This is a genomic window from Paenibacillus sp. CECT 9249, assembly GCF_918697855.1.
Classification (GTDB): domain Bacteria; phylum Bacillota; class Bacilli; order Paenibacillales; family Paenibacillaceae; genus MSJ-34.
Genome location: NZ_CAKKLI010000011.1, coordinates 80,078 through 94,218 on the forward strand (window position 1 = coordinate 80,078; position 14,141 = coordinate 94,218).

At 47.5% G+C, this 14,141-nt stretch carries 17 protein-coding genes and 1 pseudogene; 12 read left to right on the forward strand and 6 right to left on the reverse strand.

Annotation, left to right across the window (positions count from 1 at the left end; genetic code table 11):
- Positions 1 to 122 precede the first annotated feature (122 nt).
- Positions 123 to 344 (forward strand): annotated as a pseudogene (locus tag LQ229_RS11010) (hypothetical protein); the annotation flags it as partial.
- Here the strand turns inward: LQ229_RS11010 and LQ229_RS11015 are convergent.
- Both LQ229_RS11015 and LQ229_RS11020 read right to left on the reverse strand, forming a co-directional pair.
- Entirely contained in the window at positions 334 to 681 is a 348-nt protein-coding gene (locus LQ229_RS11015) for a hypothetical protein (RefSeq protein ID WP_230191728.1), read from the reverse strand. The pseudogene LQ229_RS11010 and the gene LQ229_RS11015 overlap by 11 nt on opposite strands.
- Before the next feature lie 439 nt (positions 682 to 1,120).
- Positions 1,121 to 1,546, reverse strand: a complete 426-nt coding sequence (locus tag LQ229_RS11020; RefSeq protein ID WP_230191729.1) for an SgcJ/EcaC family oxidoreductase — start codon at positions 1,544 to 1,546, stop codon at positions 1,121 to 1,123.
- Positions 1,547 to 1,665: 119 nt separating this feature from the next.
- On the opposite strand from LQ229_RS11020, the gene LQ229_RS11025 reads away from it, so the two are divergent.
- Positions 1,666 to 2,163: a MarR family transcriptional regulator gene (locus LQ229_RS11025; protein WP_230191730.1), complete on the forward strand. Its 498-nt coding sequence runs from the start codon at positions 1,666 to 1,668 to the stop codon at positions 2,161 to 2,163.
- A gap of 175 nt (positions 2,164 to 2,338) precedes the next feature.
- On the forward strand, positions 2,339 to 2,584 hold the full coding sequence (locus LQ229_RS11030; protein ID WP_230191731.1) for a type II toxin-antitoxin system RelE/ParE family toxin: 246 nt from the start codon (positions 2,339 to 2,341) through the stop codon (positions 2,582 to 2,584).
- Positions 2,585 to 2,668: 84 nt separating this feature from the next.
- Here LQ229_RS11030 and LQ229_RS11035 read toward each other — a convergent pair whose 3' ends face one another.
- The gene (locus LQ229_RS11035; protein ID WP_230191732.1) at positions 2,669 to 3,859 is read right to left on the reverse strand and encodes a coenzyme F420-0:L-glutamate ligase; all 1,191 of its coding nucleotides are present in this window, start codon (positions 3,857 to 3,859) and stop codon (positions 2,669 to 2,671) included.
- Positions 3,860 to 3,989: 130 nt separating this feature from the next.
- Between LQ229_RS11035 and LQ229_RS11040 the strand changes: the two genes are divergently transcribed.
- Together LQ229_RS11040 and LQ229_RS11045 are read left to right on the forward strand one after the other, a co-directional pair.
- The gene (locus tag LQ229_RS11040) at positions 3,990 to 4,883 is read left to right on the forward strand and encodes a LysR family transcriptional regulator (RefSeq protein ID WP_216536840.1); all 894 of its coding nucleotides are present in this window, start codon (positions 3,990 to 3,992) and stop codon (positions 4,881 to 4,883) included.
- A gap of 15 nt (positions 4,884 to 4,898) precedes the next feature.
- Positions 4,899 to 5,735 (forward strand): YitT family protein, encoded by an 837-nt coding sequence (locus tag LQ229_RS11045; protein ID WP_216536841.1) that lies wholly within the window; start codon positions 4,899 to 4,901, stop codon positions 5,733 to 5,735.
- Positions 5,736 to 5,750: 15 nt separating this feature from the next.
- Here the strand turns inward: LQ229_RS11045 and LQ229_RS11050 are convergent, their stop codons facing one another.
- Together LQ229_RS11050 and LQ229_RS11055 are read right to left on the reverse strand one after the other, a co-directional pair.
- Positions 5,751 to 6,887, reverse strand: coding sequence for an amidohydrolase family protein (locus tag LQ229_RS11050; RefSeq protein ID WP_216536842.1), 1,137 nt, complete (start codon positions 6,885 to 6,887; stop codon positions 5,751 to 5,753).
- Positions 6,888 to 6,990: 103 nt separating this feature from the next.
- Entirely contained in the window at positions 6,991 to 7,197 is a 207-nt protein-coding gene (locus LQ229_RS11055; protein ID WP_216536843.1) for a hypothetical protein, read from the reverse strand.
- 111 nt (positions 7,198 to 7,308) lie between these two features.
- Here LQ229_RS11055 and LQ229_RS11060 point away from each other — a divergent pair, with 111 nt between their 5' ends.
- From LQ229_RS11060 to LQ229_RS11070, 3 genes are all read left to right on the forward strand, one after another.
- Entirely contained in the window at positions 7,309 to 8,085 is a 777-nt protein-coding gene (locus LQ229_RS11060) for a DeoR/GlpR family DNA-binding transcription regulator (RefSeq protein ID WP_356710420.1), read from the forward strand.
- A 156-nt stretch (positions 8,086 to 8,241) separates the two neighbouring features.
- Complete coding sequence (locus LQ229_RS11065; protein ID WP_230191733.1) at positions 8,242 to 9,099, forward strand: DMT family transporter; 858 nt, start codon at positions 8,242 to 8,244, stop codon at positions 9,097 to 9,099.
- A gap of 28 nt (positions 9,100 to 9,127) precedes the next feature.
- Positions 9,128 to 9,937, forward strand: a complete 810-nt coding sequence (locus LQ229_RS11070) for an alkaline phosphatase family protein (protein ID WP_216536844.1) — start codon at positions 9,128 to 9,130, stop codon at positions 9,935 to 9,937.
- 76 nt (positions 9,938 to 10,013) lie between these two features.
- On the opposite strand, the gene LQ229_RS11075 is transcribed toward LQ229_RS11070, so the two are convergent.
- On the reverse strand, positions 10,014 to 11,084 hold the full coding sequence (locus tag LQ229_RS11075; protein WP_230191734.1) for an LLM class flavin-dependent oxidoreductase: 1,071 nt from the start codon (positions 11,082 to 11,084) through the stop codon (positions 10,014 to 10,016).
- 180 nt (positions 11,085 to 11,264) lie between these two features.
- Between LQ229_RS11075 and LQ229_RS11080 the strand changes: the two genes are divergently transcribed.
- The 4 genes from LQ229_RS11080 (at position 11,265) to LQ229_RS11095 (ending at position 13,990) form a co-directional block, all read left to right on the forward strand.
- Positions 11,265 to 12,482: a cation:proton antiporter gene (locus LQ229_RS11080; protein ID WP_216536845.1), complete on the forward strand. Its 1,218-nt coding sequence runs from the start codon at positions 11,265 to 11,267 to the stop codon at positions 12,480 to 12,482.
- A gap of 23 nt (positions 12,483 to 12,505) precedes the next feature.
- Positions 12,506 to 12,994, forward strand: a complete 489-nt coding sequence (locus tag LQ229_RS11085; RefSeq protein ID WP_216536846.1) for a cation:proton antiporter regulatory subunit — start codon at positions 12,506 to 12,508, stop codon at positions 12,992 to 12,994.
- A gap of 463 nt (positions 12,995 to 13,457) precedes the next feature.
- Complete coding sequence (locus LQ229_RS11090; protein ID WP_230191735.1) at positions 13,458 to 13,754, forward strand: hypothetical protein; 297 nt, start codon at positions 13,458 to 13,460, stop codon at positions 13,752 to 13,754.
- Positions 13,755 to 13,771: 17 nt separating this feature from the next.
- The gene (locus LQ229_RS11095; protein ID WP_230191736.1) at positions 13,772 to 13,990 is read left to right on the forward strand and encodes a hypothetical protein; all 219 of its coding nucleotides are present in this window, start codon (positions 13,772 to 13,774) and stop codon (positions 13,988 to 13,990) included.
- Positions 13,991 to 14,141 lie beyond the last annotated feature (151 nt).

A 14,141-nucleotide genomic window follows, 5' to 3' on the forward strand; every position in this document is an offset into this window, starting at 1 on the left:
CTCAGTCCAATGAAGGACCAAGGCCGTGTTGCATGATGATACTTTCATGCTGCTTTGTTCTAAGCCTTCGCGAGCCTTTTGCTTACAACAACCATCAATGCCGCCAAGCCGAGGAAATACATGCGCTAATCCATTACAGCGATGTACTCGGTACGGCCGGCGCCATATTCGGATTGGGTTACTACATTGTTGTCAGCCTTATTACCAGCGGCATGAGTTACCTTCATAACGATTCATTAGCAACGATGCCTGAGTGGCTTGTCCTTGCCTATAAGGCGACGGACACCCGCAATGGATACCCGTCATTTTCCGCTTATGATGCCGCCTTTTCCATCAACTGCTGAACCAAACCGAAGGTCCCATCCAGCCGCTTGGCGCGACGGCGACATATTTATACGTTCCGGCAGGTTGATTGCCCAAGTCCCTGGAGCCCTGATGAATATCATGTCCGGGTCGCCCGCCTTCTTCGCTGAAGGAATCGATAAGCACTTCGCCGCTCGTCGTTACTCTGTAAATATAAATAGACATGTATCCGCCGATATGCGAATCATAGGCCGCATAGTGGGCCGTAAGTTTACCGCCTTGGTGTATGTAGGTTCCCGTTTGTTGATCGGCGAACGCAGTCGAGGCAAAAACGAGTAGCATGACAAACACCAGTAAAACCACTTTCATTTTTTTCATTACCGAACTCCTCCTTAGAATGGGGTTAGTGAATAAAGCATGTAAGATGTATATGTAAAAAATTACCTATGATTCCTCGGATAACTTCTCATCATCACTTTACGTTCCCAAGATGAGGGCTTATATAAGCGGGGAAAGGAAGATCGCTCTATTCGGCCAGTGGTTGCGATCTTCTTGCTGCATTGATATCCATTGGATCGAATTTTGCTGATACAAGTTGTATAAATACAACCTCTACGAAGGCTGGGAGGCAGGGACTATGTGACCGATTCCAATCGCCGAGGAGGAAATTCCAATCAATGAAATAATTCGAAGAATGATATGCGGGGCCCGGAATGCGGATAAGGCCTTCAAAGTGAAATCGGAATTGAAACAGCGGCAGTTATCATATCTTTCAAGGCGTCCCTTCGAACGCCCTGAAACCGTCCTATGACCCGATCTAACGTTTGCCTCCGGGCATCTCTTGAATGCGGCAATTATGGAAGGCGGTCAGTTTCCACTCTCCGTTACGCTTCACGGCCACATTCGTATTAATCGAGCCTCTGTCGTTCGGGTCCTCGGAAGGATTGGCCAAACGCACCTCCCCGATTGCATGGACAATCGCCACGTCCGGCGTAATGAAGCGCGGCTGCAAGCCGGAAGCTGCTCTGGATTCCAACACCGAGCCTTTCAGCGGACCGTTGAATAACCATTCGTGCGTATTGGCGATCTGCTCCCTCCCTTTGAGATGCTGTCCCGCAAACGTCACATAATCCGCGTCCTCCGTAAAGCAGTCGCCGTATGCCGCGCCATCCCCCTTATTCCAGGAGTCGGTTAGCTTTGCAAATAATGCTTGGATAGCCTCCGCATCTTCTCGATTTGCCATTCGAATCGTTCCTCTCATCGTAAATTTTTTCTGACATGCTATCGCCCTATGGTATACTGGTAACTAAGAAATGCTTAACAAACAAATTTGCTTAACGAATATAATATGGAGGTTTCGCCATGTCAAGCAACAATGATCCTTCCGCATTATCCAACCCTACAACTTTACAACAAGCTTTACTTAACGAATTGCGCCAAAACAGCGCCCGAGCCGTTATGCTTCATCAACTCATCTCCGAGAAACTAGGCCTGAACGCCACCGACCATAAGTGTCTCGACTTCCTGATGCGCACCGGTCCCGTTACGGCCGGTCAATTGGCGCAGTTGACGGGTCTAACAACGGGAGCGGTGACAAGCGTAATCGATCGTTTGGAACAAGCCGGGTATGTAATGAGGGACAAGGATCCGAACGATCGAAGACGCGTCGTGGTCAAACCGGTTCCGGACGGTTCGGACCGGATCTCGCCCATGTTCGAATCCATCGCTCAATCGACGCTGGCGTTACTATCGCAATACAGCGAGCAGGAGACGCAGCTGCTTCTTGACTTTATTAGACATTGCAATGAAATCGCGTTGGCTGAGATGAACAAAATGAACCATGAATCTACATCGCGATGAGAATGACGGACAACACCGGCATAAGCAAAGCGTTGATCACTCCGCAATTTCCGAATGGTTAGTCGGATAGTACACTAAATGCAAGCCAAGCTTTTGGTGGCAGAGAAGGAGGTTGCGGAAGGTGCGGAGTTAGCGGACCATGACCAGGTTACAGCAAGAATGCGGAGGAAAGTGAATGCCTCCCCAAAAAAGTAGAGTAAGGTATACGCCGGCAGCAGTGGACGACATGGATGAAATTTTCTCGTATATATCCGAGGATAACCAGCAATACGCCGAGAAGATGTTAGACAAGTTGAACGGTGAAATTGGTGGACTTGATGATTTTACTAATTATCTGGTGTTCTACAGAATCGTTAATGACGAAGTGATCATTCATCGTCTCCTGCATAGCCGAAGAAACGATTTGCGGGAGCTGTTTTAAGGGAACAACCGCAAAAACCCGTAAGAAGCCACTTTTTTCAAAGTGTCCATCCTACGGGGCCGCAGTTCAAGGGGTTATATCATATTATTTTGTATAGTTGTCGAAATAACCTTGTATAAACACAATCGGTGTGCCTTTATCTCCGCTTCCCGAAGTTAAATCGGAGAGGGAACCGATAAGATCGGTAAGCTTTCTGGGTGTAGTGCCTTGCGCTTCCATCGATCCGACAAGATCGGAACCTTTATTGTTAATGTATTGGGATATAGCTTGTTTCAGGTCTTCGCCTCTTAAGTGCGCAAAGTTGTTATCCGCAAGATATTTCAACTTCACTTCATTAGGCGTACCGTCAAGTCCTGATGTGTATGCCGGCGATACAACGGGATCGGCAAGCTCCCAGATTTTCCCTACCGGGTCTTTAAATGCTCCGTCTCCGTAAATCATGACTTCAACATGTTTGCCGGTCTTTTCTTTGAGCAACTGTTGTATTGTATCAACGATAGGCTGGCAGTTGCGCGGGAACAGTTTCACACGATCTTCTGTCGATTTATTTGAGCCTAGCAGACCGTATGCTTCATTATATCCGCTGCCATGAATCGGTTCCGATAATATGTTATCGAGGGAATAGATTTTAACTCCGCCATTAGCCTTTAATATTTTCTTCGTTCTGAATCTTGTATGGATATCGCAAGTCAGAACACTTTTTGTGTAATCCAGAATGGTCTTTGGATGATTTGAGAATATAACTTCGCATGCAACCCCGTATTCTTCAACTAACGATTTATAATAATCAATATAATCAACACCGGTAAAAGGATGCTTTTTGTATCCGAAATGGTTGCGGAATTGTTGTTCCGTTAAAACATCGGTCCAAGGATTGATTCCTTTTTCATCAAGCATGTCTAGATCCACCAAGTGGTTGCCAACTTCATCGGATGGGTAGCTAAGCATTAAAACCATTTTTTTAACGCCTTTTGCGATACCGCGGAGACAGACTGCAAAACGATTGCGACTTAAGATCGGGAATATGACACCAACCGTGTCTTCTCCAAATTTTGAACGAATATCTTGAGCGATATGATCGATCGTAGCATAATTGCCTTGAGCCCGGGCAACGATGGACTCCGTGACAGTCACGATGTCTTTATCATGAATTGTAAATCCTTCCGCTTCTGCAGCCTTGAGAACACTATTTACGACAATTTCCTCGATGTTGTCCCCTTCATTTATGATTGGGCAACGAAGGCCCCTAACAACCGTTCCGACCGTTCTTTCCAATAGAATCGCTCCTTATAAGCATTAAAGTTCATACCCATTTTATATTACGGCGTGCCTACTTGTACTATACATCGGTTGAATGGTATAAGTAAAATGGATATATTGAATGATGGATATAAGAGGTGTTTATATGGTAAGTAAATTAGATTTATATAAAGTATTTTACAGGGTAGCAAAAAGCGAAAGTTTTTCAAACGCCGCCAAAGGCCTTTATATGACACAACCGGCTGTTAGCCAGGCGATCATGCAACTGGAACGAGAATTAGATATTCGTCTTTTTAATAGAACGCCTAAAGGGGTATCGTTAACCAATGAAGGGAGTCTTTTATTTGAATATGTAAATTCGGCGATTCATTTACTTGATGCCGGGGAAGAAAAAATGTTAGAATTTAAAAATTTAACGGCAGGGGAATTAAAGATCGGTGTGGGAGACACGATTTCCAGATATTTTTTACTTCCGTATTTAGAAGCTTTTCATAATCATTATCCGAATATAAAGCTAAAGATTGCTAACGGTACAACATTAGAGCTCTGTTCCCTGTTAAAATCGGGAGAGGTAGACATTGCAATTTGCAATTTTCCGCTTGATGACCCTGCATTAGAACGAAGACCGTGTATTGATATCCATGATATTTTTGTTTGTGGGGAGAAATACAAAAATCTATTATCTAAACCGGCAGGCCTTGATGAAGTGGCAAAATTGCCATTAATATTACTGGAAACCAAATCAAATTCCAGAAGGTACGTAGAGGAGTATATGATATCGAAAGGGATAAGGATTTCGCCGGAATTTGAATTAGGCTCGCATGATTTATTATTGGAGTTTGCCAGAATCAATTTAGGGATTGCCTGTGTGACGAAAGAATTTTCACAAGAGTATTTAAATAAAGGATTGCTGTTTGAAGTAGAACTAACGGAGGAAATTCCCAAGAGAAGCATAGGAGTATGTTTTTTGAAAAGTGTACCTCTATCCATAGCTTCAACAAAATTTGTCGAGATCATGGAAAGTAAAATTGGGATTTAATGAAAGGACATAACCATGAAAAAACGTTTTCTAGACATACTTGTCATTTTAGCGGGAGCATTCATTTTTGCTTTGGCTATCAATTTATTTGTTATTCCGAACGAGTTCGGCGAAGGCGGGGTTACGGGGATCACCATCATTCTTTACTACCTGTTCGAATGGTCTCCGGGGCTGGTCAGCTTGATTGTAAACTCGATTTTGTTGATTGTAGGCTATAAATTTTTGGATAAGAACACGACGGTATATACCATTATTGCGGTCGTATTCAATTCGCTGTTTTTGCATCTTACGAAGGATTGGCGTATCGCCTCTGACGAACTCATCATCAACGCCATATTCGGGGGAATATTTACGGGCGTCGGCATAGGCTTGATTATTCGGGTTGGCGGAACGACTGCGGGGACCACCATTCTAGCCAGAATCATGAATAAGTATCTCGATTGGAACGTCAGCTATGCGCTTTTGTTTTTTGATTTGATCGTCGCGTTTTCTTCTTATTTTATTATTGGCGCGCAAAGCCTGATGTTCACCATTGTCATGCTCTATATAGGAACCAAAGTGATGGATTTTATTATTGAAGGCGTGAACCCTAAAAAGGCCGTTACGATCGTATCCAAAGAGCATCATACCATTGCCGAACAAGTCAATGTCGTAATGGATCGCGGCGTTACCGTCTTCTACGGACACGGGCATTATACGAAAATGCCGAAAGAGATTCTTTACATTGTGATTAGCAAACAGGAAGTGAGTTTGCTTAAAAAAATTGTTAAATCGATCGATAAAGAGGCGTTCATTACCATTCATGACGTGCGCGATGTGTTTGGCGAAGGGTTCGTGGATATTGCGAAGTAAATCCCAGCATCGGATTCATTCGTCGTAATCCTGCCCGTTGTTGTTGATTTTCATTTTATCCTCCAATTCGAAAATCAGTTCATTGGCCATCCGTTTGTTTAACTGATAGGTTTTGTACTCGCCAAGGCCGGCGGCAAGCTCTTTGATCTTGGCAATTTGCGTATTTGTCGGCGGCTGCAGCTCAACCATCCGCTCGTAGTTTTGATATGCCGCTTTGACGGCTGTTTCCGGGGAAAGCAAATCGATGATCTCGTATAAGGCGACGGCTGCGTCATTAACCGATAGACCGTATCCCGAATCGGTCGATAGCATGAACCGGTCCGGATACCGCTCCATCAGCGGGATGAAGTCCTGCAGCGTATAGGTGCTTTCGGGATTATAAGCATTAAACCCTGGGAAAAAATCGATATACAAATTCGGATGTTTTGCCAATAGCGTCTCTAGATTATCGGGAGAGTTATAGGCGTTGGCATGCGCAAAAATAAACAGCGTATCCGGATGCCGCTCCATCGCTTCCTCCAGATGCCGGATCGGCGAACCGTTGGGCGGGTCGATGTGCAGCAGAATCGGAACGCGGTATTGGGCCGCCAAATCGTAAATTTGCGGCAGATTGCCGTCATTCGGATGCTCGGACTTCCACTTCAAATTGGAGACAATCGGCGAATAGGTAGACGCGGCGGCAACCTCTCCGATATTTAAGTAGCCTTGTTCCAGCTTCTCTTGAACGATGGAAAGCCCCTCGTCTTCATAGATGGGGAATCCGGCAAAGGAAGGATAGATTCGGGAAGGATCGTTGCGGTATAGATCCCAAGCGTATTGATCCGTGAACTGGGCGCTCGGCTCGGAGATATCGCCGAATAAGACGAGACGATCGATGCCGTACGCCCCCCATTTGTCCACGGCGCCGGAATTTCCCGCGTCATGATTGTGAATGTCGATCAACGTCAAGTCCTTATACAGCTCGGGCAGGCTCATGCCGGTGAGGTCCGTTTGCCGAATGGACCGAATCCATTCCGTTTCGTCCCGGGGCTCGTACGTTGCGATAGGCTCTACGGCAACCTCCTTGTTCGCACCGGGGACCCCGCATCCGGTTAAAACCAAAATAAACAGTTGCAGCGCGCAGATTGCGGATTGAATTTTTTTGCGAGACATATTCTCTCCTCCATAACCGGCATTATTTACCATATTATAGATTTAATATGACGCATAAAGGTTATAGATACAACTGTTTTTTTTGGCGTTTCCGTCAGCCTTTTTACTTCATGCGGTTCGTCGTTGCTTCGAAAAACTTCTTTCCCTCCGCAGATTCGCCGCGGAAATGATCCAATGAAACGCCCAACCGGGCGATATGCCCGTCGGCCGCCTGCTGCATCCATTCCAGCAACGCGGAAAGTTTGCAATTCCTGTTATAATCTCTGTCGATGGCATGGATAATTTGCCGCTGGACGATAAGGAGTTTCATCGATGGGAAGCGTTGGACGAATCGGTTTTTTGCCGAATCGATTCTGCATGGCGCTTCAGTTGTGGTAAACTATGTAACAAGAATATGCGGCCGCAGCCGGAGCGGGAGAGGATGATACGATTGTTTGCGCAGGAGCGGCATCGGTTGATTATCGACAGATTGAATGAAAACAAAACGATTCGCACATCGGAGCTGATCGAAGCGTTCGGCGTTTCGTTCGAAACGATTAGGCGCGATCTGGAATACTTGGAAAGCAAGGGGCTGCTCCAAAGGGTGCATGGCGGAGCGATTCTGAGAGAGCTCGATTACAGCCATGAAATTCCGCTGCCGATCCGCGAGTCCATCTACCGGGAGGAAAAATCGGAGATCGCCCGAATCGCGGCAAGATATGTCGAAGACGGAATGTCCGTCGCGCTTGACGTCAGCACGACCAACACGTGGATTGCAAAGGAACTGAAGGCGAGATGCAAACGGCTCACGATTATTACGAATTCGCTGGTCATCGCCAACGAATTGATTTCGATGCCCGATTATACGCTGATTCTTATCGGCGGCACGATTCGGCACGAGGAACAGAGCCTGGTCGGGGGCTTGGCGGAAGAATTCGCCGCCCGGTTTTATGCCGATTTGTTCCTGATGAGCTTGAGCGGCGTTACTTTGAAAGAGGGCATTACCGATAATGCGATCGGCGAGACGCAAATCAAGAAGATCATGCATACCAACGCGAAGCGTACGATTGCGCTGGCCGATAGCAGCAAGTTTGAACAGATATCCTTGATTCGTGTGTGCGGTTGCGAGGAAGTCGAGCGGTTTGTAACGGATTCCAGGATCGACCGTAAGCTGGTCGAACGATATAGGCAGGAAGGCATCGAGATCGTTTATGAGTGAGGAATGCAGCATCTAGCGGTTCTTGGCGGAAGCCGGGAACCTTTTTTTGTTGCCGTATGTAAGGGGAAGGGTTGTATTTTTCTGAGAATGATATTGTATTTGTGTGCATTTGTGTGGTAATATGTTGGGAGAAAGCGAGAGAGCTGGTGATTGATGATGTTTGCTGTATCTTTTGCCCTTGTTCTATGTTCCGGTTTGGCGCATGCGGTTTGGAATATGTTTGCCAAGCAAAGCACCGATAAACCGGTATTTTTATGGGCGATCTACATGCCGGCGGCAATTCTGCTGCTTCCCGTACTGATTAACGAATTATATGCCGCCGATTTGACGTTAACCGAATGGCTGACGATCGGTTCGTCGCTCGTGATGCAGGGCGTTTATTCGATGCTGCTTGCGCAGACTTATAAAGCGGGCGATTTATCGCAGGTGTACCCGATCATGAGGGGGACTCCTACGCTGCTGGCCCCGGCCGCCGGCGTCCTGCTGTTGGGCGAGTCGATGCCCGCATGGGGCTGGCTCGGCATTGCCTGCATGCTGATCGGCTTTGTTGTCATGGTCGGACGCAAGCCCGGCCAAATGCGGGACAAGCCGTCGATTCGCCCGGTCCTGCTTGCTTTAGGCGTCGGGCTCTGCATAACGTCGTATACGCTGATCGACAAGGTCAATCTGCAATACTTATCCCCTCTTGCGCTGCTTGAGGTCACGAATATCGGTTTCGTGCTCGGCTTGACCCCGGCGGTCTTTCGTCCGGGGCGGCTCATGGGCGTGATTCGCAAACATATGAACATCATTTGGATTGGAGCGATTTTATCTCCTGGTTCGTATTTGCTGTTCCTGTTCGCGGCCAGAAGCGCCAACGTTTCCGCGATCGCCCCGATGCGCGAGGTGGGAATCGTGTTCGGTACGCTGCTCGGTTTGCTCGTATTAAAAGAAGCGCAAGGCGTGCGAAGAATGACAGCTTCCGCCGTTGTTGTGACCGGAATTATAATCATTGCCTTCTCGGGCATTAAGTAATTGATCTTAGGATAGGAGGACTCGCCTTATGGCAAACAAAGTGGTTATCATCGGCATCGACGGGGCCGGCAACTTCATTAAGGATGCCGAAGTCCCGCATATGCATGCGCTTCTGCGGAAAGGGGCGTACACGTACGGGGCTCAAACGGTATTTCCCAGTATCAGCGCGGAATGCTGGGGTTCCCTTCTCTACGGAGTCGATCCCGGCAAACACGGATTAAACAACGAAAAAGCGAATGGACAAGCCGTTCCGTGCGATTTTCCGTACGCTTCCATCTTCAAGCTTGCCCGCATGCAATGGCCGGATGCGAAACTGGCCGCTTTTAGCTGCTGGGAACCGATCAATGCGGGGATTATTGAGCAATCGTCAGGCGTTCATTGCGTTTCCATGCCGGACCCGGAATTAGCCGAAGCCATCGTCTCGTATATTCGCGAGAACCCGGACTTTACCTTGATGTTTATCCAGTTCGACCTGCCGGATGCGGCCGGGCATCTCCACGGATTCGGCACCCCGGAGCAGATTCGGCAGATCGAGTCGACGGACCGGTATGTCCATATGATCGAAGAAGCGCTAAGGGACGGAGGATTGCTGGAAGAGACGCTGCTTATTCTTGTGTCCGACCATGGCGGCGGCGGAGCGATTTTGAAGGATCACGGCAGCGATCACCCGATGGATATGACGATCACATGGGGAGTTGCCGGTCCTGGGGTCAATCCCGGCGTTATCGGTACGCCGGTCAATATTATGGATACGGCGGCTGTTGCGGCTCATGCGTTGGGACTCCCTGCGCAGGGCTGCTGGGAAGGGAAAGTTCCCGCCGGAATTTTTAAAGCGTAACGTTGCCGCACCACTACAACTACCCCTTTGCGCGAATGCGGAAGGGGTAGTTGCGGTCTTGCCGCTGGCGCGCGGTTCACTGCTTCGGCTCGATACGCGCAAGCTCCTTGCGTACGATCGGCGCAACCTTGGTGCCGAGCAATTCGATGGCGCGCATAATCTCCCGATGGGGCATCGCGCCGACGTCAATATGCATGAAGAAGCGGTTTACCCCCAAATTTTGGCGCAATAGAACGATTTTCTCCGCGACATATTCCGGATCGCCTACATACAGAGCCCCGCGCAGGCTGCGTGCGGAATCGAACGTTTCCCGGGTATACGGCGGCCATCCGCGCTCCCGCCCGATCACGTTCATCTGGGCTTGCGTATAGGGAAAGAATAAATCCGCCGCTTGTTCCGAGGAATCTGCGATAAAACCGTGCGAATGCGTCGCAATCGGCAGTTTCGCGGGATCGTGCCCCGCCTTTGCGGCAGCCCTCTTATAGAGATCGACCAACGGAGCGAATCTCTCCGGCATGCCGCCGATAATAGCGAATGCGATCGGCAGCCCCAGTACGCCTGCGCGTACGGCGGATTCCGGATTGCCTCCGCTGGCGATCCATACCGGCAGCGGGTTCTGGACGGAACGGGGATAGACCCCGAGGTTGTTGATGGCGGGACGGTGTCCGCCTCGCCAGGAGACCTTCTCCGACGAGCGGATCGCTAACAGAAGTTCGAGCTTCTCTTCGAACAATTCGTCGTAATCGTCGAGTTTGTACCCGAATAACGGGAAAGATTCGATGAACGAGCCCCTGCCCGCCATGATCTCGGCGCGGCCGCTCGAGATGGCGTCGAGCGTGGAGAATGCCTGATATACGCGAACCGGATCGTCGGAGGACAATACGGTTACCGCGCTTGTGAGCCTTATCCGTTTGGTCATGGCTGCCGCCGCGGCCAATACGACCGCCGGCGCAGAGCCCGCGTAATCGGGGCGGTGATGCTCTCCGACCCCATACACATCCAGACCGACTTGATCGGCCAACACGATCTCCTCGACTGCCTGGCGCAGCCGCTCGGCATGGCTAACGGCCTTGCCTATCGGCGAATTAGGCGAAGCTTCCAAAAAGGTGCTGATTCCTATTTCCATATCGATCGTCTCATCGGCCATTTCCTACGCCTCCTTTTGTTATCATCATTTTACTATACATTTTAGTGTTTCTCAAGTTTAGTAAGTTATAATTCATTTGATAACCGAAAAAAACTTTGGCGGATAAGCGAATGCTGGAAAAGGCATCCTATATCTATTATAATAATAGTTTAAAGACAAATAAGGGGGGATCGGTATTGTATGGATCATATGATCTTTGAAGTTGGAACCGCGCTTCTGTTAGTCGCCATTGCTTCTGTCCTTGCTGGAAAGCTTAAGCTCTCCATCATTCCTTTCTTAATTATTCTTGGAATGTTAGTCGGTCCGCATGCGCCAACAATCGGAATATTTGACTTCAAGTTCATTGAAAGTCAAGAGATCATTGGATTTCTCGGAAGAATAGGGGTTCTATTCCTGCTTTTCTACCTCGGACTTGAATTCTCGGTTTCTAAATTGATCAAATCGGGTCGCAACATTGTATTTGGCGGAACGATTTACGTTTTGATGAATTTTTTAATCGGGTTGGCATATGGGTTTATCGTCAATTTTCCATTGTTTGAAACGTTGATTATCGCCGGCATGCTCTCCGTATCCTCGACGGCGATCGTAGCGAAAACTTTGGTGGAGCTAAGGCGGACGGGGAACTCCGAAACCGAATTGATTTTGGGCATGATTTTGTTCGACGACATCTTTCTTGCCGTATTCCTGTCGGTCATGTCCGGACTTCTTATGGGAGGCGCGACATCCATCGGCGGGGTTCTGCTCTCCGTTGGGATTTCGATCGGGTATATGCTCTTGTTCTTCGTGATTGCCAGAAAGGGCCCTCCTATCTTAAATAAATTGTTGAACATTACCTCCAACGAAATATTTATTATCGTCGTATTTTCCGCTTTATTTTTTATCGCCGGATTTTCGGAGAAGCTGCATGTCGCGGAGGCGATCGGCGCGCTCCTGTTCGGCCTGGCTTTATCGGAAACGGAACATAGCAAAAGAATCGAACAACTTGTCGTGCCGTTTCGGGATTTCTTCGGCGCCGTATTCTTCTTTAGCTTCGGACTGGGGATCGATCCGCTCACCCTCGGCGATGCGGCATGGATCGCGGTTGGCGCCGTCTGCTTAACGATCCTGGCGAACGTTCTATCGGGAATGATCGCGGGCCGAAAAGCCGGGCTGTCCCATAAAGCTTCTTTAAATATCGGGCTTACCATCATGGCGCGCGGCGAATTCAGCATCATCGTGGCAAATGTGGGTATCGCCGCGGGACTGATGCCGAAGCTGAAACCATTTTCCGCGTTGTATGTTCTCATCTTGGCCATTGTCGGACCGATGCTGGCGAAAGAGTCGAAGCATATTTACAGCGGCTTAAATAAAGTATTCAGGTGGAGCAAACCAAAGGAAAAGCTTAAAAATATGGAATAATTTTGAACGGAGGATTTTGAAAAATGGGTACGATTAGAGAATCCGATCTGCCTGGTATCGGTAGGAAATTCCAAGTTGAATCGAGATCGGGAGATAAACTGGTTATTGTCATTCACGACGATGGCAGACGGGAGCTTTATCATTTCGAAGATGACGATCCGGATGAGATTATTTCGCAAGTCACGCTGGAGGACGAGGAAGCGAGGCAAATCGCCGCGATCATTGGCGGCATGAACTATAAGCCGAAAGCGCTGGAAACGATCGAAGTGTCGCTGGAGGATTTAGTGATTGAATGGTGCAAGGTCGGGATGGGGTATGCATGTATTGAGAAATCCATCGCCGAATTGCAGGTACGCCAAAAAACGGGAGCCACCATTCTCGCCATTGCGGAGAAGCATGCCCACAAAATTAACCCCGGCCCGGACGATCGGCTGCCGGCGGAATCGACCCTTGTCATTGCGGGCGAAAGAAATCAGGTGAAGTTGTTGAAGGAGCTCCTGAAGAACGGATAATCGAATATCGTCGATGAGCGTCGCAAAGGGCTGTCCCGCTTGCGGCGCTCATTTTTTTATGCCGGCAGGTCCATTCCCGTTAATGTGGAGTCGGTCGGGTACTCGGCATGGCAAGGCAAGGGGTCAATCGCTTTTGCCTTCGCTGTAATCGGATGTGAAAATGACGATTGTATTGTGTAAAAGGATGAAGCCCTAAGAGTTTGAAATATAAATTTTATTTATTAAACTATGAAAAACAAAAAAACAACTCAGGGTGACCTAAGTGAGGTAATGTTAGCCAGACTATCACGTTCGCAGGTCTACTAATTTAATCGTTAATTCTACCTTTTTTGACATAAATTACTTTATGTTATTTGATTTTCCAGATATTAGGTGTTATACTTGGGCTATCAAGAGGGATAATTCTTCTTGATAAAATATATTTTCTGTATTTTTCGATTCAATCGCGACAGTTAGCGATGTTATGACTTTTGATGAGTTGGTTAATGCGATAGCTGTAGATAAAGGTATTCCTGTTAGTCAAGCGAGATCGGAAGTTCTGGAAAGTTATGCAAAGGTGCATGGTCTACAAAATGGTAGGGCAAACGTCACAGCTGCTGCAACGGCTGCAACATATAGAACGTTTTCAACAGTAATTGATGTTGGTTGGACTTATAAACCATCTTTAAGATTTTATTGTGAAACAAGTGAGTGGAACAGTATTATCGGAATTTTATCCCTCATTGACACAACATTGGTAAGAGCCCACAACGGTGTATAAAGGAGTTGAAAGAAAGCATGAAAAATACAAACGAAAAAATCTTTCTTTCTATTAGTATCATAATCGGTTTAATTATAGCCCTCTCCCCCGTAATCGTTACAGGTTCTTGGTATAATACAACTACAGTTATGGGTAATTTATTGGTTGCTGAGTTTGTTATAAGGACACTTGCCATTGTTATTGGTCTAAGTATCATATATAACGGTGTAAAACATTACTTTAGTTATAATAAGTAAACACCCTAGCATGAATAGAATTTTTCATAAAAAGAATAATTCATCCTCGAGCCCAGATTTGGCTTTCCCGTCGAGATCCTTAAACACGTTTCCAAGGACTGTTTACTCCGCAACGGGTCTCCAAGTAAAATCTTCGTTACAATTATATATC